This is a genomic window from Cupriavidus consociatus, from assembly GCF_017814975.1.
Taxonomy (GTDB): domain Bacteria; phylum Pseudomonadota; class Gammaproteobacteria; order Burkholderiales; family Burkholderiaceae; genus Cupriavidus; species Cupriavidus consociatus.
In genome coordinates this window covers 65,252-83,330 of sequence record NZ_JAGIQA010000032.1, presented here as the reverse complement: position 1 = coordinate 83,330, position 18,079 = coordinate 65,252, and the positions used below count along the sequence as shown (strand labels likewise).

Sequence of the window (18,079 nt, the reverse complement as noted above, 5' to 3'; positions counted from 1 at the left end):
GACGCTTGCGAGACGCGAGACAGATGGTGCAAAATCCGGCGAGGTGGCATCAATACGTATTTCTATCTGCATCGTGCCAAAGAATGAATCGAAATCGGGCGCCCATGGTGGACTTGTCGCAGTTGTCGTCTACGACGGCCTGAGCCTCTTTGAATACGGCTGCGCCGTTGAAGTGTTCGGTTTGCCCAGACCGGAAATGGGAGACGCGTGGTATCGCTTCGCGACGTGTTCGGCCGAGCAGGGGACGTTGCGAGGGCCGGGTGGCATCCAAGTGCAGGCTGACGGTGGCCTTGACCTTCTGTCGAGGGCGAAGACGATTATCATCCCAGGCTGGCGCGATATTGAGGCGGTTGTGCCGCCGGAACTCTGCCGCGCCTTGCGAAAGGCGAACAAGCGAGGGGCGAGAATCATGTCGATTTGCACGGGTGCCTTTGTATTGGCCGCCGCAGGATTGCTCGACGGTAAGCGCGCGACTACGCACTGGCGCCATGCGGCAACACTGGCGGAGCGATATCCGGAAATCCGGGTGGAGGCAGATGTGCTCTACGTCGATTCTGGCGATGTCCTGACTTCGGCCGGAAGTGCAGCGGGGATCGATCTGTGCCTGTACCTGATCCGGCGGGACTTTGGCCCTCGCGCGGCCAATCAGGTCGCACGCCGACTTGTGATGCCGCCACACCGTGAAGGCGGCCAAGCCCAGTACATTGCCGAGCCGGTCTCGAAGCGCAGCAACGCTTCGTTGGCACCCCTGGTGGACGCGGTGCGCGCAACATTGGACGAAAGCTGGCCTATTGCCAGGATGGCAACGCAAGCCGCAATGAGTGCCCGCACCTTCCAGCGGCACTTTGTCAGTATGATGGGCATGCCGCCTGGCGAGTGGTTGCTGATAGAACGTTTAAGCCGAGCGAGGGTGCTGCTCGAAGAGACCGATTCGTCCGTGGATGACATCGCGGTGCAGGTAGGGTTCGGCGCCGCAGCCACGTTGCGCAATCACTTCCGGACCCGGCTTGGAACAAGCCCCGGATACTACAGACGACGTTTCAGTACATCTGAGCTGCATTGATTCCGGCCAATGGCGGATCAGGTTTCCCGGTTGCCGTTGCGACCATTCACGGTGGCACGGAGGTGTCCATCCAATCGAGCCACCTATACGCGGAGAGATCGTAGCTTTCTTCGGGTGCCGGCCCTGGATGACCGGCGCTCTCTTACGCGTAATCCAATGGTAGCGCAGTGGTGTACTTGATCTGTTCCATCGCAAAGCTGGAGCTAACATCGGCAAGCTCCGCCCCTTGGATCAGCTTCTTATAGACGCGATCATAGGCCGCGATATCAGGCACTACCACGCGCAGCAGGTAATCGGTGTCGCCGGCCATCCGGTAAAACTCGGTCACCTCCGGGATCGATGCCACTAATCCATGAAACAGCTTGATCCATTTCAAGTTGTGCTGGCTGGTACGCACCGAGACAAAGACTGTGACACCGGCATTCAACGCGTCTGCATCCAGCAATGCAACGCGCTTGCGAATGATGCCGGCCTCTTCCAGCTTTTGGATGCGGCGCCAGCAGGGCGTCGAAGTCAGGCCGACACGGTCCCCGACTTCCGTTACGGGGACGGTTGCGTCTTCCTGCAGGATGGCAAGGATTTGCTTGTCGTATCGGTCCATGTCCGTTAGCTGGCTGAGTCCGAGGCTTGAGCAAAGTCCGGGCGGAGCATCAGTAGCTTGCCTTTCACTTTCTCTCTCACTGTAAGTTGAGGTTTCTGGCGGACTCTGCCCCCTGTCGGGGCCGCGATCCACCGAGCACAGGATAGGGAGCGCGGGCTGAACGGGCTAGTGGTACGAACGACAATTTTCGTTCATATCATGCCAAAGTGAGCCGCATGGTGATTCCGATACGGACAATCGTTTAGGGTACGAACGGTGCACGGTTACCGGCACTGGAATCGGAAGCCACCAGTTGGCCTCTGCCTGTGTAGCGCTGCCGGGGTGTTCGTTCCCGGCAGGGCGTTCCTGGTGAAAATTACCGGCCTTCCGAGTTGCCCCCTCGAAAATCAGATGGGCTGACGCCATTGGCCCGACGGAAGGCTCTGCTGAAGTTGGCAACGTCGGTAAATCCGAGCCGGTAAGCGATCTGCGAAATTGGGAGCTTTCCCTCAAGCAGCAGCTTCCGCGCGCGTCCGTTGCGCACTTCAGTACCGAGGTCGCGGAAACTGCTGTCTTCCTTCTTCAGGTAACGGTCCAGGGTGCGCGCCGAGATGCCGAGCAAGCCAGCAAGCTCTTCCAGCGTAGGCTGGCTGTCCTCGGCTTCGTTCAACATCATGACCACCCATTCGGTCCAGTTGCCCTGTTCACTGTACTTTTGCAGCAGCGCCCGGCATCGCTCCTCCGCCATGCGTACGGCATGCGCGTCGGCCATCGGAAGCGCCGCGTCCAGGCTCCACGTATCGGCCATCATGCGGATCTCCGGCAGCGACGACGCGCCGAAATGCACGCGCGCAGGTGCCAGCTCGCGATAGCGTGCCGCATGCGGTGGTGCTTCCATCGACATATAGATGTCATAGACGGACGAGGGATTGCGCAACAAGGATTTGCATTGCAGGTGCGTCGAAACGGCAATCGCCTCCTGCATCAGGTTCAGCGTTTCCTTGGTCATTGGCAGCGCCGGGCGATAGACGATTTCGACGTGATTGCCGCTGCGCTGATAACTCATTCTGAACATGGGTGTCAGAAGCCTGTAGTAGCGGGAACACGTGCGCAGCAGTTGGTCCAGCGTGGTGCACGAGAGCATGGCGTACCCCAGGATATCGTGCGAGTTCAGCTTCAGGCGGCAACCCCATTCAAAGCCAACGTCGCTACGTCCAGTCACGCGCACGGCTTCTGCCAGCAAACGATCGATCTGCGCGGTGGTGAGGCCGAAATCCGTTTTCCTGAACCGGTCAGGATCAATGTCCACCGCGCGCAGCAGGTCCTCCAGCGAAGTGCCGACAGACTTGAAGTAATCGCTCATCAGTAGGAAATAGCGAGCGGGTAACAGGGGGCGGGCGGCGGCTTTCAAATTAGCCATGACAGGGAAATAGTGCCGGAGTACAGCGCCGAAGTAGTGTCTGAAAATGATAGGACGCTGTCTGAAAATGACAAGTCAGCGCGAGCCGATCTCCCCAGAATGGCTACCTGAACCGAGCCCCATCCGTCCAGGGTGAGGCAACAAAAGGAGACAGTTCATGCTATTCGAATCCATCAACACCGGCTGCCTGGACGGCAACGATAGCCCGTGGATGCCGTTTGCGCCATACAGCAACGACGTGATGATCAAGTACTTCAAGATCGATCCGGTACGGGGGGAAACCATTACGTTGCTGAAGGCACCCGGTGGCATGGAAATGCCACGCCATCACCACACCGGAACTGTCATCGTTTATACGGTCCAGGGAAGCTGGCGCTACAAGGAGCACGACTGGATCGCCCATGCCGGCAGCGTTGTGTACGAGACCGCCTCGACGCGACACACGCCCGAGGCAGCGTATACCGAAGGCCCGGACATCATTACCTTCAACATCGTGGCTGGTGAGTTGCTGTACCTCGACGACAAGGACAACATTATCGCCGTCGAGAACTGGAAAACCTCGATGGACCGTTATCTCAATTATTGCGAGGCCAACGGCATCAAGCCCAGGGATTTGTCGACCTTCGAGGGTTGACCGTTCTGACCGCGCGACTTACTTCCCACGCGGAGATATTGCACGCGGCTCCGATGACTACTATTCGCGGTCAGCGTAGTACCTCAGCAAACTAGAGATCCAGCACCTACGCAAGGGCCCATTGATGGGGGTTGCTGCGGTGCCCGCCGGCGCATTCCTTGTGCGGCGACGCCACTCGCGCCCGCTGGGGGAATCCGGCACGCAACGGCCGCCCACTGGTACTGGTCGGTCCCTACGCCAGGCCGATGTATCACCTCAAGCGCATTTCACGCACGCTGGTCAGGTCGATGACGATCAGCGACGCCGGGAAGAACGGCTACCTCGATGCCATAAAGTAGACATAAACACTCCACAACAGTCAGGAGGAGACATGATCGCACTGACTCGCACACCGTGGCTTCGGCACGCTTTTGTCGCGCTGCTTGGGGCAGCAGTATTTCAGGCAAACGCGGGCACGGCAGCACCAGATGCCGCCGACGCGCAGGAAATTGCCAAGGAAGCCTACATCTACGCCTATCCGATGGTACTGATGGAAGTGACGCGACGCGTTTCGACCAACGTCGAAGCACCGGATCCCAACGGCGGTATTCGCGCACCGATGAACCAGTTCGCGCAGGCGGCCGCCTTCCCCGACGACAAGTTCGACGCAGTGGTTCGCCCGAACGCTGACACCCTGTACTCCTCGCTGTGGTTCGACGTCACACGTGAGCCGCTCATCATTTCCGTTCCGGATTCCGGTGGTCGCTACTATCTGCTCCCGGTGCTCGACATGTGGACGGATGTCTTTACCTCTCCCGGTACGCGCACAACCGGCAATGGCCCGCAGCAGTTTGCCATTGTTGGCCCGCGCTGGCATGGCAAGCTTCCGGTCGGCATGCCCACCTATGTCTCACCGACAGCCGTCGGCTGGATGATCGGCCGGACGCAGACCAACGGCGTTGCCGATTACGCATCCGTGCACAAGTTCCAGGCCGGCCTCAAGGCCACGCCGCTCAGCGCCTGGGGCAAGCCCGGATACATGCCACCCAAGGGCAAAATGAACACCCAGCAGGACATGAGCGCGCCGGTGGAACAGGTGGCAAGAATGGACACCGCGAGCTACTTCGCCATGTTTGCCGAGTTGATGAAGGACAACCCGCCGCACGCGAACGACTATCCAGTTCTTGACCGCATCGCCCGCATTGGGCTGGTGCCAGGACAGTCCTTCGATATGAACCGTCTGGCGCCAGAAATGCAAGCTGCGCTCCGGGCCGCTCCCGAGGCCGCGCGGAAGGAGATCGCCCAAGCGCTGCCTCGCGCCGGCTCCGTAGCCAACGGCTGGCGAATGATCGGCAACCCGATCGGTACATATGGGACCGACTACCTCCGGCGAGCGATGATCGCCCTGGTTGGCCTGGGCGCAAATCCGGTGGAAGACGCGGTTTATCCGTTTGCGATGACGGACGCTGACGGCAAGCCCTTCGACAGTGCGGCGAAGTACGTGATCCACTTCGACAAGGAGCAATTGCCGCCGGCGCGCACCTTCTGGTCGCTGACGATGTACAACGAGCGGCAATTCTTTGCATCCAATCCGATCCACCGCTTCGCCATCGGCGATCGGGATTCTCTCAAGTACAACGCCGATGGCTCGTTGGATCTGGTGATCCAGCGCAACCCGCCCAAGGGCGCCGAATCCAACTGGTTGCCCACGCCGGCGGCAGGCAGCTTTTCGATGAACCTTCGCCTTTACCTGCCCAAGCCCGAGGCGCTGGACGGTACGTGGAAGCCGCCGGTGGTCCGGCGCGTAGCTCGCTGATATCCGGATGCCCGCACGCCAGGTGAGCTGGCGGCGGGCTGCCACAATCTGAACCTGATTTGCAAAGCACGTCGGAAGGCATGGGCGGGGGAAGAGGGTGGGGGGGAAGCCGTAGTGCCTACGCCTCCGGGCCTGCGCGTGCAGCATGCCGAGGTACGGCAGCCGAGATACGCGCGCAGCTTCACGCTTAGTCCTGACCTCGATGCCTCGCGCATCGAAGCCAACCTGCAAGACAGCGTGCTGAAGGTGACCATCCCACGGCGCGAAGAGGCCAAGCCGCGGAGGATCGATGTCTCGATCGGCTAAGCGGCAAGACGCGGGAACGGCGGTGCATGGCGCCGCCGTTCTTGCTCGTCCTCTTTAAGATATGCCAGGCGACAGAGAGAACTGTGACGGCTGATCCGTGCAGGCGCGCCATCCAGGCGCCATCGACGCTGTCGTTTCGCCAATTCTTAGTTACGCGTCAGCACCCTGACCGGCCCTTTTCGGTCCAGCACGTCGACTACGACTCGCTCACCCGAACGGCGCACGGCAACGTCAGCGCTGCCACCGCTTACAGCGAGGTTGCGGAACACCACTTCGTCGAGGAATGGCGGTAGCGACGGGTTCTCGAAGGTGATGGCAGGCTCGTTCGTATCGAAATCAAGGCCAAGGCAGGCTTGCAGCATCAGCAGCGGTGCCGCGGCCGCCCATGCCTGTGGCGCGCAGGCCACGGGGTAGAAGGTAGGCCCCTGGCTGCGCTGGCGTGGGAATCCGCAGAACAGCTCCGGCAGTCGGCGCAAGTCGATATAGCTCGATGCAGCGAACAAGCCTTCGAAGAGGCGGCTAGCTTCGCGATGGTAGCCGTAACGCGCCAGGCCGGCGGCAATCAGCGCATTGTCATGTGGCCATACCGAGCCGTTGTGGTAGCTCATCGGGTTGAAACGCGCGGCGTCGGCCGCGACGGTTCGTATGCCCCAGCCGCAGAAGGAAGCGCTTTCCATCAGCGTTGCCACCACGGCGGGCGCGCGCTCAGCCAGGGCGATGCCGGTAAGGAGCGTGTGGCCGGCATTGGACGAGCGGACCCGGCAGGGGCGCTTGTCGCCGTCCAGCGCAAGTACATAGGTGCCGAGGGCCGCATCATAGAAGCGTGCGTCGAAGGCATCGCGCAACATCTCGGCCTTGCCGGCGTAGGTCGCGGCACCTTCGGTGTCGCCAAGGGCCGTGCACATGGCTGCCGCAGCCTGCCAGGCGCCATAGGTGTAGGCCTGGACCTCGGCCAGCGCGATCGGCCCCGGCGCCAGGCGGCCGTCTTCATGGAACACCGAGTCGCGGCTGTCTTTCCATCCCTGGTTGATGAGCCCCTCCGGCGACTGCCGCCCATATTCGACGAAAAGGTCGCCATCGCCATCGCCGTCGTCGCGGATCCAGCGCAGCGCGGCCGCGATATTCGGCCATAGCGAGCGGATAGTGTCGACATCGCCGGTGCGACGCAGATAGGCGCCAGCCAGCAGCACAAAGAGCGGCGTAGCGTCGACGCTGCCGTAATAAAGCGCGAACGGGACTTCGCCCAGCCGTGCCATCTCGCCGTGTCGCATTTCGTGCAGGATCTTGCCCGGTTGCGCATCCGCCTGCGGGTCGGGGAGCTGCGCTTGCAGCGCGGCCAGGTGGCGCAGCACACCGCCCGCGATCTCGGGATCGAGCCACAGTGTCTGCAGCGCGGTGATCAATGCATCCCGGCCGAACACCGTACTGAACCAGGGGATGCCGGCATACGGGTACGGGCCATGCACTGTATTGGTCAGCAGCATGTAGAGATCTGACACGCTGCGCCGCGCCACGTCGTTGAACAGCTCGTTTGAGGTAAGAATTGATGCGGCCCGGCGCGACGCATGCCGCAGCTCGCGCCGCGACTCTCGCAGCGCGCCAAAGAACGACTTCGGCGCTGTGCGCTTCACTTGCAACGACGCACAGCGGATTGCCAGGCGCAGCGCCTGAGTTTCAAACGGCTCCAGTACCAGCAGGAAGCTGGCGCCGCTGCCAGTAAGCTGCTCAGGTGCGGGATCGAAACTCAGTTGGGTTTCGCGCCGCGTCTCGTCCAGTCCCGTGTAGCTGAGGGTGACAGCGTCGGTTGTCACCGCCGGCGCATGTATGGTGCCACGGCGCAAACGCCGCGTGCCGCGCACTTCGAACAAGTCGGCAAAATCCGCTTCGAAGGCGATGTCGATGCGCACGCGCCGCGGCACATCGTCAAAGTTGCTCACGGTCAGGCGCTCATAGCAGGCGCCGTCCCAGAGGAAGCGCGTGCGTCGCAGGTGTATCAAGTCATGTTCGAGGCGAAGCAGCCCTTGGTCGTCGAACAGGTCGGGATTGGTCAAGTCGCAGGTCAGTGCGGCGTTGTCGTCCCGCAGGGTTGACGACAGCAGCATTGGGTATGCGCCGTCAATGGTCAGGCGTAGGTAGGAAAGATGCCGGGTATCGAAGTGGAACAATCCCTCTGGGCTGCCGGGCGCGCCGATGGCGTCACCGTTGTGATCGAACAGCGCGAAGGTGTCGCCATGCTTGAGCGTGCGCGGGCGGCGCTCCTGCAGCGATGCGGCCGCGGGGATATAGAACTGCGCAACCTGTGCGGCGCCACCGGTCTGCCCCGGGGCGCCAGCGATTTTGGTAGACGGGTCGACGTGCATCGATGAGGTCCCTCCATTCAGGCAAGCGCTGCCAGTTCGCCAGATTCACCCTCCGGCGCGTCGGCCGCGCCAGATTTGTCGAGGCTGCCATAGATGCGCACGTAGTCACTTGCCATCCGCGCCACGGTAAAGCGCGCTTCGAAGGCTGCGCGCACACCTGCCCGTGGCAGCGCCGAGGCCCGATGCACCGCCGCTACCGCTTCGTCGATGCCGTGCACGACATAACCGCTGACGCCGGGATCGATTATCTCTGACACAGATCCGGCAGAAAACGCCACCACCGGCGTCCCACATGCCATGGCCTCGATCATGACCAGTCCGAACGGCTCGGGCCAGTCGACTGGAAACAGCAGCGCGCGCGCGTTGCCGAGAAATGCGCTCTTTTCCCGTTCGTTAATCTCGCCGATGTACTCCACGTGCGGATGCGCCGCCACCAGCGGGCCGATGGTGCTCTCCCAATAAGAGCGATCGACGCGGTCGACCTTGGCGGCGATTTTCAGGGGCATGCCGGCGCGCAGCGCAATTTCGATCGCCCGGTCGGGGCGCTTTTCCGGCGAGATCCGACCCAGGAAGGCCAGGTAATCGCCGCGGGGGTTGGCACAGCACGCCAGCAGCTCGGGTGGCAGGCCGTGGTGTACGGTGCCGGCCCAGTTCAACACGGGCAGTGGCAGGCGTTGGGCCGTGGAAACAGACACTAGCGAAAAATCCGGAAAGCAAGCATAGAACGGTTGCAGGTCCGGCAGGTCAAGGCGGCCGTGCAAGGTGGTCACAGACCGTACCGACATACGCCCCAATAGCGGGAAATGCAGCATGTCGATATGGAAGTGCAGCACGTCGAAGTCCTCGGCGTACGCCATCACACGGCTCACCATCATCAAATGATAGGGCAACGGATCTTGGACGCGGGTGTCCAGACGCAATGCCAGGTCGCAACACGGGACCAGTTTGGCACGCGTGACCGAATCGCCGCTCGCAAACAGCGTGACGTCGTGGCCCTGCTGCACGAGTTCCTCGGTCAGATAGGAAACGATGCGTTCTGTGCCCCCATACGTGCTCGGCGGACACCGTTCAGTCAATGGGGCAATCTGGGCAATCTTCATCTGCCCCTCCGTCACGAAACGTCACCGCTGCGGCAGCGTGACGCGCACGGCCGAAGGGCTGGCAAACTGTAGGATGCGGCGGCCCCGACGCAAAGTTCGGTCCGAGCTCAAATTTGTGTGCTGCTGCTTCAAGCCTTCTCGAATTGTCAGTTCGACAAACTACTGTTGAACGGATGATTCTGGCGGCCGTCCGATGTCCAACTGACCTGGCTGGCGCGGCGGTTTATCCGGCCCCGGTCTATGCATTGGATTTTCCACTTTTGACGGCGACTGATGTGCCGGACGCACCCTTGGTTTCTCCGACTCATCCTTGTGGCGCAACGTGGGGGCCCTCATGATGCGTCTCCTTATCCTATGCCTCGTCTCGCGCACACATCCCTTTGCAAGGGGCGTGCCAGCGCCAACTGGATTGCAGCCAGTTTGACGTCGGATTCCACTCCCGTTAGCAAATCCGTATCGTTTCTGCGGACAAGCAGAGTGCCATGGCAAGGGGAGTTGGCGGAGCTATACGCCACCGAACTCGACCTAGTGAAAACTGTCTCGGGCATGCCGGCAAGACGCCAGCTGTTGAGTCTCGGCCATGGGGTGTCACGACCCATATTCGGATTTGCGCGGGTGCGCGTGGCCGGCATCCCAGGTCGGGAAAGGTTTCATTACGTACAAACTTTGTGCTTTAGTTGAGCGTCCGCGTTCGGTGGCTAGTCTCGGACAGAATTTCCGAGCCCCGATCAGGAAATGCCGTGTTGCGCTGGCTGAGTGCAGTTTTGAAGGACAAAGAAAAGTAGACTTGTATTGGCAGGCCCTATCGTCGGTTATACTCCGCGCTTCACAACTTACGGATAATCGACAATGGTCGCTGCAACGAAAGCAACGAAGGTCACCGCAGTTTCGAAGAACAAGCCTGCCGCGAAGGTGGCCGTGCCAAAGAAGAAGGCCAGCGTGCTCGCACGTGAGGCTGTGGCGGCCAAAAAGCGCCTGCTGAAGCTGCGCGCCGATACGAAGAAGGCCATTGAAGCAGCAAAGCGTGAGGTGGCACTGGCAACGGAAGCCGCGAAGTCCGCAGCTCGTTTCGAGAAGCAAGCCGCAAAGGACAAGCTGGCTGCAAAGAAGGCCAAGGCTGCGGGCGCCACGAAGGCAACGCGCAAGGTTGCCGCCAAGGCAGCATCGAATAAGGCAGCGGCCGGTAAAAGGATTTCGCCGAAAGCTGCGCCGAAGACGGCCGCAGTGAAAGCCGCGCCAAAGAAGCGGGCTGCCGCAAAGAAAGTGGTTTCGACCGTAGCGACACCCGAAGCTTCGGCGTGATTGTTGATTCGCCCGGTACGGTACTTCACCAGCCGGTCGATGAAGGAAGTGGGCGCACAGCGTGCGCCCATCCTAATGCTCAGTGCATTGTCGAGATCGATTCCGGAACAGTGACCGTCAAGCTCGTCGTCACGCCGGATGAATTCGAACCCTTCGGCAGCTCACGTTCGCGGATCCCGTGGGCTCGCTATCGCAACCACGGCTGTCCGCATCCATCAACGATGGGGGCGGCGGATTGAGTCGGGAACGCTATGCTCAATCCCGGACCCGCGGATTATTCTGCATTCATTGTAGGTAGCGCACGACTTACGCGATCAGCGGCGTTGGCACCTGGTGCGGACTTCAAGGTAGAATCTCGCGCTTCGCTAGAGGGCCGGACGCCGTGTTGGTTGCAGGCAGCGGACTCATAATCCGCCGGAGATATCCCACCGTGGGTTCGAATCCCACCCGGCCCACCACTACGCTTGCGTATGACGTTACTGCCGATGATGAGGCACCGAGCAGCCGATTTATCGGTCGGATCGCCGTGAACGCCCGGCCGTGGCGCGATTTCGATCTACGCGGCAAACTGGCGTAGGCGCTAGTCGCTCCATACCGCATCGACATCCCTCATTAGATGTCCCGCGAGAATGTAATCCCCGAGTCGTGCCGCTTTTGCCTCCAGGCGCTCCAGCTCACTGGCAGGCAGATCGCTCAATGCAAATTGGCAATAGAGATTACGCTGACGGAACGTCGCCTTCCGCCGACTCAGTCCGGCAGCAAGCGCCGCCGGCGTGTTGACCGCGATGCTCTCATGGCCGCGATACTGGACACGTACCCCCCGCTTATCCCCTAGCCGGCCAAGTTCGACCGCATCCTGCCAGGCATTCTCGTAATCCAAATCCACGACTGTTACTCCCGCCGTTTCCAGAAGCTTCAGCGCCTGCCCTTTGGTGCCAGCTCGAGCTATCCCCATCTTCTCCTCCAACGCTGGCAGGGGTTGCGCCGGTTCGCGCACTTCTATGCCCAAGCCTCATGTTGCGTCGCAAAATTGTAATTGGGAATCTGTCGACTTTGGTCCGACCGAGGCATAAAAGTTGAAAGGTTTGACCACCAAGGAGCCATCGGTACAGGATGCCTTGTGACAACCTTAATCCTGTGCGTCGCCCGACCAGGAGACTGCCTTACTTTTCAACTAGGGTAAGGGGTATTCCCGAGTTATACCTTCTCTCGCTCATGCTTGGTAGGTGGCACAGCAGGCCAATTGTTCTATGGTGCATCCAGAGCGTTGCTCCCCATTGGTCATCGTATTGCGAGTCTGACAGCAGCGCGGCGACGCCATCGCTTTACAACATTGCCTTGAAGTTTCCGGTGATGATTTAGAGCCTTCACGCGTTTGGACCGCTCATAGTCCAGAGAGGTGTAAATTGTTTTGCGCTAAGGTGTCAATTGGCATTAAACTGGCTTTCATCTGTATCCCGCAAGGAAAGGAAAACAGTAAATGGCAACCTACAAGGAACTGATGGCCCAGAAGGCCGCCCTGGAAGCTCACCTGGAAGAGGTACGTGCCAATGAAGTCGCATCTGTCATCGAACAGATTCAGAATCTGATGGCGGAATACGGGCTGACTGTCGATGACATTACGAAGCGCCGTCGCGGCCGTCCGGCAGGCAGTGGCACAGGTAAGGCGAAATCGGCGCTGCCCGCGAAATACCACGATCCAAAGACCGGAAAGACCTGGTCTGGCCGTGGTCGCCAACCGGCCTGGCTTGGCAAGAACCCTAACAAGTTCCTAATCGCAGAGGCGGCGTAAATCAGGCCTCGACCGACCGACCGACACCATCGCGTCCAACCCCTGCATGCAGGGGTTTTCTTTTCTGTGCAAGTCGCCATGTCATTGGAAGCGATTGACGCCGACGTCATGCTCGGCCGGCCATACCTGGTTCCCGCGAGCGCGCAGAGCAGGGGGTAGGGAATGGGTAGCGACTTCCGCAAACGAAGGAACTGAGTGTCACAACCGTCTGGAGGCAGCTATTAGGTTGTGTGCTCAGCCAGTGAGCGCAGAATGCGCAAGCAGGTTTGAGAGCGCTTCAACAGATCCCTGACCGAGCTGTTAGCCATCATTGACGAAGAAATCGACATCCTACGGAAGGAGCAGCTTTTGGTGCCCAAAATAGCACTATAGGCTTGCAGAGAACCAAGTCCAGACCTGGCGTATGGAGGGCTGGCTGACTTCCGCTGTCTATGCCTGCCCGGAAGCCCGACAACCGCGCGCCGCACCTTTGTTTTGGGTCGACGTATTTGGTCAACTGCGAGTAAAAGCTAAAAACTGCGCTGCCGTGTCTCCATGGAGCGAATGTAGTCGACGACATCAGGCCAACTTCCGTAAGCGCGCATGGCGATCGGCAAGCGCGCCCTCAACGCCAGCCAACGCGCTGAGTGGCCCGGACCCAGCACAAAAAAAGGCTCTCAACCCGGTAAGAAGAGAGCCCATAGAACGTCCACGAAGAAATCGGGTAACCATGTGAGTTGCCCATCGATAGTATCCGCCCAAGCGTGCTCCGCACGCAATCGCCCACGCGCGGCCCCTCAGAAAAAAGAGCCCGCAGGCCAGAGGGCACCGCGGGCGGTTGCGGGACTACCCACCTGGAGTACAGTGATATAAGAAGTAGATGGCTTTTTATGCTCTAATTCATTAATGGCCCATCGGTGGCGCAGTCGACAGCACGGGAAGGCAATACCGGTTGCGTGCCTCTTTTTGAGCGGCCTATCCCTTGATGTCGCGCGGATCGTTACCGAACGAATTGCGCTCCCGAATCTGCCCGTCACGGCCGTGGATAAACAACTCGACCTGCTTCTGCCGGGCACGCTCCCTGCCTGCCGCAATCGCTTCGTCCTGGGTGTCGAATGTCTCGCGGGCGTGGCCGCCCTCGGTCTCAACGGCCCAGCGATCGTCGGCCGGGACCACGTGGATATCTTGTCCGGGCATGGCTGTCTCCTGAAGTGATGGAGCCAGTCTGTGCCTGGCAACTAGCCGTCGCTATCAGGCGCTGTCCGACAAAGAAAAGCCCTTGGCCTGCCTGCCAAGGGCTCCAAGTTTCGACAAGCAGTTCGCAGACCTGTCGCTTGCCATCGTCACATGGCCGACGCATGGCTGCATCCCCTCATTCGAGGGTGACCGGAAAGCGCATCAACCGGCCAGCGTTCGAAATGCGAGGAGAATGTGGAGATGGATACGGGGCGATCGCAATAGAAGGCCTCAAAGTGAAGAAAGCAGCACCCTTTGATTCGACCTCGTATGAAAGCGGTCCTTCCGAACCTCCGCCTGCCAGCGCGACATAGAAGTGTGCGAGGATCTGTTGTGAGCACAAGCCAAGAAGACTTAGCGTACAGCAGCGGCGACCCCGTCCGGTAAAATTCCTGATTTCTCATCTTGCGCAGCCCAGTCAAATGCGTGTTGGCCGCCCGATTCCCGCTCCTCCCCAGCCCCTCTGCGATGACTGCGGCGCCAAGGCGAAACTGGCACGCGCCGGCGATGAAACGTATCCGTATCTCGAAGACCACGGGCCTGTGTGGATTTGCGCAGCGTGCCAGGCCTGGATCGGCGTGCGGGCACGCAGCAAGCACAACACGCCCCTCGGTCGACTGGCAAACGCGGCGTTGCGCGAGCGCAAAAGCCAGCTGCACGATGCGCTCGAGCCCTTAGTCGCGGCAAAGATGCGGCGCGACGGTGTGAATGCGTTCGAGGCGCGCGGCAAAGCCATGAAATGGGTCATCGCATCGCTTGGCTTGGAGGTCGCGACCCCGAGCATTCACGCCTTGTCGCTGGAACAGTGTGAGCAGGCGATTCGATACGTTGAAGAATTTCAGGCTTCTCGCCGACCAGATCGGCCCGCTTGAACCCAAGGCCAGGTGAGCGCCGTCGCAGCGAGGCAGCTGCCCTCAGGCGGTTACTTCGCCACGGTCCCGCGATTAGCAAAAGCTCCGGCTCCGCGTATCGGGTTGGCCAGGCATCCACGACAAGTCCACGACGCGTTGCGCGATCAGGTGGCGTACCTCGCCCTCGCACTGCCATTGCCCGTAGAGCAGCCTGGCGGCTTTGGTAAGTGGCCATGGTCGAAGCAATAGCTGCTTGTCGCCGATGACCCGCAAAAAAAAGAAAACCCTCGGCGTGGAAATGCCGAGGGCTGAGCGTTGCTGGCGGGTCGCAACCACCAGCGCAGTGATATTGCCATCGGGCGATCCTTCCTTTCCATCCCCCAATGTAGGGGATGCCCACGGCCCGAGGTCTCAGATTTCGAAGAGGATTTTATATCACATCTTGATGTGGGCAGCCGTCGCGACGCGTCCGTTTGAGTACCACTCAGCTCCTTCGATGCTTTTGGCATTCTTGGTATTTCCCCGAGGTTGTCTTTACATTGCTTTCCCGGAATAATCGCGCCCTCAGCCACCGCCGTGCAGCGGCAGAAAGGGGTTGTTGTCCACAAGTAAAGGAGTCCACGTGTTTCGCTTCGAGTATGGAACGAGCAATGTCTATGCGCAGCTTGGCTTTGCTGACGCAGACGAAATCCCGCTTAAGGCGGGCATTGTGCGAGACATCACCGAACGGATTCGGGGCAGTGGGCTGACGGTTTGCCAGGCGGCAACCCTCGTTGAAGCATCGCAATCGGATCTGCTCCTGGTCCTTTGCGGCAAGTTCCAAGCCTTTCGCGCGGCGGAACTACGCAGCTGGCTCAAGCGGCTAAGCTGCCCGCGAGCGGCGCCCCGCGGTAGACGGCAATACGGCTGAGCGGGCCGCACCCCTTTGCGCTGGTGCGTGGCCCGCGTCGGAATGCATGTCGGCCATGAACCTTGGACTGCCAGCCGCCACGTCTGGACCGATGCGGTCGTCGTCCGCGAAAATTTGTCGCAGTAGCGTCCTCAACGACTGCTACCACTAACAAACAAAGCCACCAGAGTCGCAATAACTTCATTTTCGTGAAAGTACGCAACGAGGAGAGGACTGTGCATTGCGCGAGGTGAGTCGATCTTTTGGCCTCCGCAGGATGCGAAGGAGGGGTGTCACATCCAGCCGTTGGATGCGCAGGGTGGCGGCAAGCTTCAGCATGGACGGAAATCGGGAAACGGTTTAGATCGCAAACATTGGATCGGACGGCCGCGAGCCATTTCGCTGATCCGATCAAACAGCCAAGGGCTCATTCTCCTACAGCTCTCCGACCCGAATAAACTCGCCACCAATGCGATGCACTGCAAGCACTAATGCCAAGACGAATCGTCGGCACATCGCCGAGCCGAACATTGCTCATCACAACGAATGGCGGGCAAAGAGTCTGTCATCCCATTGCACAGGCTCGGGCGCGGAAACTTGAATTCGTGCCGCGTCGGAGTGGGTCGGATTGACCAGAGCGTTCCACTCCAGGCGAGCCACCACCGACGGCACCACCAGTAATGCGGACCGGCCCTCCGCCAGCCAGCGGTCACCGAAGCTGCGAGCGGCGCGGGGGTCTTCCAGCGTATCCCAGCCGGCTGGCAACAGCGCGCCGTCGACCCGTTCCACCGAGACGTCCTCAGGCACAGTGCCGACCACTAGGACGTGATGGCGCGGCACCTTGCCGATGCGCGCATGCACCAGGACCTCAAGCATGGCACCTGCGAAAGTCAGGGCGCCGTAGATCACCGGCCGGCCAGGGCTGTTGAAGCGTCCGCCCACTAGCATGGCCCCAGTGCCATTCCAGACCTCGTGCCGACGATCCGCAATCCGAAAAATCCGCATCAGGCGGACATGCCATAGAAGAGCCGCCACAACAGTTCCTCGACGCGTCTGGCGCCAAGCTCCGTCATGGCTACGTCCAGCGGCTTGTTGCCACCGAGCAGCGGGTGGGCAGTATTGAGAAAAGCGCGCGCGTCGTCCTCATCGTCCCAGACGAAATTCGCGGTAGCAAAGATCCGCGCCAGCCGCTCGGTCTTTTCTGATTCGTCCGGCGTGAGTCGATCCTTGCGGCGTTTGAAAGTGGCCTCCGGAACAATGCGGGACATCAACGCACGGCGTTCGTCAGAGGTGTGCGCGACATGGTCCACAATCTCGCGCAGCGCCGACTTGGGCAAGCCTTCGCGTACTGCGGCATCCAATTCGGCAATGGACAGTCGAGGCGGCGACAACGCCATCACGGCGCTGATGTTTTCGGGCGAGACGACCAGCATGGCAGGCACCATATCGGATCAATTGATACCAAATTATAGACCAACTGATCCAAAACTTCACCCGAAGATATCTGGCGATATAACGTGATTCAAAAGACGCATAATAAGCATTATGTTAAATTGTTATATTACATAACAATGGCTGGCGACGGGGACCAACCGCTCGCCTTTATTGGTCCGCATGAAGTTGTCATACGCATGCACTGTTGCCGACCAAGCCGCCAACGATGCGGACTGAAGAGCGCGAGGCAGCGGTCAGCGACCTAGCGCACGCACTTGCATCATCCGCCTGAAGCATGGCGACTCTATCCAACGATCTCATCCGTTGCCGCGTTAGCAATCGATACGAGGGTCGGTCTCATCCAGGCGGGCGCCTGGATCGCGACGGATGCGAGGGCCCTCGCTTGTCGCTGGCCGACAGACGACTCGCTGCGACTTGCGCAACGAATGCGGTTGGAGACAGGTCCAGGCCGCCACTCGGAGCAATGGAAATGCGATAACGGACCGTCGCAGCTGGAGTGAGCCTTACCTCCCTCTCCTTCAAGCCACCGAGACACATTGCCCTACGATCAAGATACGGTCGTCTGCGCTGCAGCGCATAAGGGCGTCTCCCGGCCTGCCCTCGTCAAGGCTTGGCAATGATCCGTTGGCGGATCTGCCAAGCCAGTACGTCTACCGAACGCGTGGCTGGGGCGAAGCGAAAGCGACCGGGTGCGACCGACTCCCCCAGACGCATCCATCCGTCTGGAAATATGCAGACGTGCAGGTCGTCGTTAATGACAACCACCCCAGCCAACCCTGGATATGAGGTGATCCCGCGACAAGAAATGCCAAGGCGCCTCAAATGACGTCGCACGGCACTTGCTCGCATGGCGGCTTACCCCGGTTATCCCGTGATTTTAGGACAAATTGAAGAGCCGTCAGTTCGCGTGCGCTCAGACAGCATGTTGTGCTCGAGCGCGATGCATCATCAGTCGAGCGCGATGTAAGCCTAGACTCGTTTGCTCGTGCTAATCCATGAGCCCTAGTAGAAGCGCGAAAACGGCGTGAGGCATCGGGTTAAACAGGGCCGCCTGGTATCCCTCTTGCGCGCACACCAGTGCTGCGCCCGCGTGCCGGCGCTCGTTCACCGCGGTTGCAGAGGTCGCCCATGACACATAGATGGCCCATATCGGCAAAGCGGGACGAGTCGAGCCGATAAAAGCCAGGTGCTGGCACAGGGACCGTGGCAGCCAGCTTGCGGGAAACCACGTGCAGTGCTTGTGCCAATAAAGGGGATGTATTGCGTTATTAATTAAAATTAACACTGATATGCTTGATGTTTCATTCGCGCAACCAA

General features: G+C 60.1%; 15 protein-coding genes, 1 tRNA gene and 1 pseudogene. 9 read left to right on the top strand and 8 right to left on the bottom strand.

The genetic code is table 11. The features are described from left to right. The first annotated feature begins 52 nt into the window (after window positions 1-52). The gene (gene ftrA, locus J8I82_RS31565) at window positions 53-1,063 is read left to right on the top strand and encodes a transcriptional regulator FtrA (protein WP_431831597.1); all 1,011 of its coding nucleotides are present in this window, start codon (window positions 53-55) and stop codon (window positions 1,061-1,063) included. Between the two features lie 142 nt (window positions 1,064-1,205). On the opposite strand, the gene J8I82_RS31560 is transcribed toward ftrA, so the two are convergent. Both J8I82_RS31560 and J8I82_RS31555 read right to left on the bottom strand, forming a co-directional pair. After that, window positions 1,206-1,664 carry an Lrp/AsnC family transcriptional regulator gene (locus J8I82_RS31560; protein WP_209763508.1) on the bottom strand — a complete coding sequence of 153 codons (459 nt, stop codon included), beginning with the start codon at window positions 1,662-1,664 and terminating at the stop codon, window positions 1,206-1,208. Between the two features lie 355 nt (window positions 1,665-2,019). Continuing rightward, entirely contained in the window at window positions 2,020-3,006 is a 987-nt protein-coding gene (locus J8I82_RS31555; protein ID WP_245180330.1) for an AraC family transcriptional regulator, read from the bottom strand. 214 nt (window positions 3,007-3,220) lie between these two features. Between J8I82_RS31555 and J8I82_RS31550 the strand changes: the two genes are divergently transcribed. The 3 genes and pseudogenes from J8I82_RS31550 to J8I82_RS31540 form a co-directional block, all read left to right on the top strand. Continuing rightward, window positions 3,221-3,697, top strand: a complete 477-nt coding sequence (locus J8I82_RS31550) for a 2,4'-dihydroxyacetophenone dioxygenase family protein (RefSeq protein WP_209763507.1) — start codon at window positions 3,221-3,223, stop codon at window positions 3,695-3,697. A 370-nt stretch (window positions 3,698-4,067) separates the two neighbouring features. Continuing rightward, complete coding sequence (locus tag J8I82_RS31545; RefSeq protein WP_209763505.1) at window positions 4,068-5,492, top strand: DUF1254 domain-containing protein; 1,425 nt, start codon at window positions 4,068-4,070, stop codon at window positions 5,490-5,492. A gap of 105 nt (window positions 5,493-5,597) precedes the next feature. After that, window positions 5,598-5,798, top strand: a pseudogene (locus J8I82_RS31540) (Hsp20/alpha crystallin family protein); the annotation flags it as partial. A 146-nt stretch (window positions 5,799-5,944) separates the two neighbouring features. Here J8I82_RS31540 and J8I82_RS31535 read toward each other — a convergent pair. Then, complete coding sequence (locus J8I82_RS31535) at window positions 5,945-8,158, bottom strand: amylo-alpha-1,6-glucosidase (protein ID WP_209763504.1); 2,214 nt, start codon at window positions 8,156-8,158, stop codon at window positions 5,945-5,947. A gap of 17 nt (window positions 8,159-8,175) precedes the next feature. Next, window positions 8,176-9,258 carry a glycosyltransferase family 4 protein gene (locus J8I82_RS31530; RefSeq protein WP_209763503.1) on the bottom strand — a complete coding sequence of 361 codons (1,083 nt, stop codon included), beginning with the start codon at window positions 9,256-9,258 and terminating at the stop codon, window positions 8,176-8,178. Window positions 9,259-10,107: 849 nt separating this feature from the next. Between J8I82_RS31530 and J8I82_RS31525 the strand changes: the two genes are divergently transcribed. Continuing rightward, entirely contained in the window at window positions 10,108-10,560 is a 453-nt protein-coding gene (locus J8I82_RS31525) for a fumarate hydratase (protein ID WP_209763502.1), read from the top strand. Window positions 10,561-10,930: 370 nt separating this feature from the next. After that, window positions 10,931-11,018: transfer RNA gene (locus J8I82_RS31520), tRNA-Ile, on the top strand. A gap of 122 nt (window positions 11,019-11,140) precedes the next feature. Here the strand turns inward: J8I82_RS31520 and J8I82_RS31515 are convergent. After that, complete coding sequence (locus tag J8I82_RS31515; RefSeq protein ID WP_209763522.1) at window positions 11,141-11,515, bottom strand: PHA-granule associated protein 4; 375 nt, start codon at window positions 11,513-11,515, stop codon at window positions 11,141-11,143. A gap of 525 nt (window positions 11,516-12,040) precedes the next feature. On the opposite strand from J8I82_RS31515, the gene J8I82_RS31510 reads away from it, so the two are divergent. Continuing rightward, window positions 12,041-12,352, top strand: coding sequence for an H-NS histone family protein (locus J8I82_RS31510; protein ID WP_209763501.1), 312 nt, complete (start codon window positions 12,041-12,043; stop codon window positions 12,350-12,352). A gap of 954 nt (window positions 12,353-13,306) precedes the next feature. On the opposite strand, the gene J8I82_RS31505 is transcribed toward J8I82_RS31510, so the two are convergent. Further along, window positions 13,307-13,528 carry a DUF2188 domain-containing protein gene (locus J8I82_RS31505; protein ID WP_209763500.1) on the bottom strand — a complete coding sequence of 74 codons (222 nt, stop codon included), beginning with the start codon at window positions 13,526-13,528 and terminating at the stop codon, window positions 13,307-13,309. 461 nt (window positions 13,529-13,989) lie between these two features. Here J8I82_RS31505 and J8I82_RS31500 point away from each other — a divergent pair, with 461 nt between their 5' ends. Both J8I82_RS31500 and J8I82_RS31495 read left to right on the top strand, forming a co-directional pair. Further along, complete coding sequence (locus tag J8I82_RS31500) at window positions 13,990-14,439, top strand: zinc-finger-containing protein (protein ID WP_209763499.1); 450 nt, start codon at window positions 13,990-13,992, stop codon at window positions 14,437-14,439. 601 nt (window positions 14,440-15,040) lie between these two features. After that, window positions 15,041-15,328: an XRE family transcriptional regulator gene (locus J8I82_RS31495; RefSeq protein WP_209763498.1), complete on the top strand. Its 288-nt coding sequence runs from the start codon at window positions 15,041-15,043 to the stop codon at window positions 15,326-15,328. A gap of 516 nt (window positions 15,329-15,844) precedes the next feature. On the opposite strand, the gene J8I82_RS31490 is transcribed toward J8I82_RS31495, so the two are convergent. Continuing rightward, entirely contained in the window at window positions 15,845-16,312 is a 468-nt protein-coding gene (locus tag J8I82_RS31490) for an RES family NAD+ phosphorylase (protein WP_209763521.1), read from the bottom strand. After that, complete coding sequence (locus J8I82_RS31485; RefSeq protein WP_209763496.1) at window positions 16,312-16,740, bottom strand: Xre family toxin-antitoxin system antitoxin; 429 nt, start codon at window positions 16,738-16,740, stop codon at window positions 16,312-16,314. Before J8I82_RS31485 ends, J8I82_RS31490 begins: the two co-directional genes overlap by 1 nt. Window positions 16,741-18,079 lie beyond the last annotated feature (1,339 nt).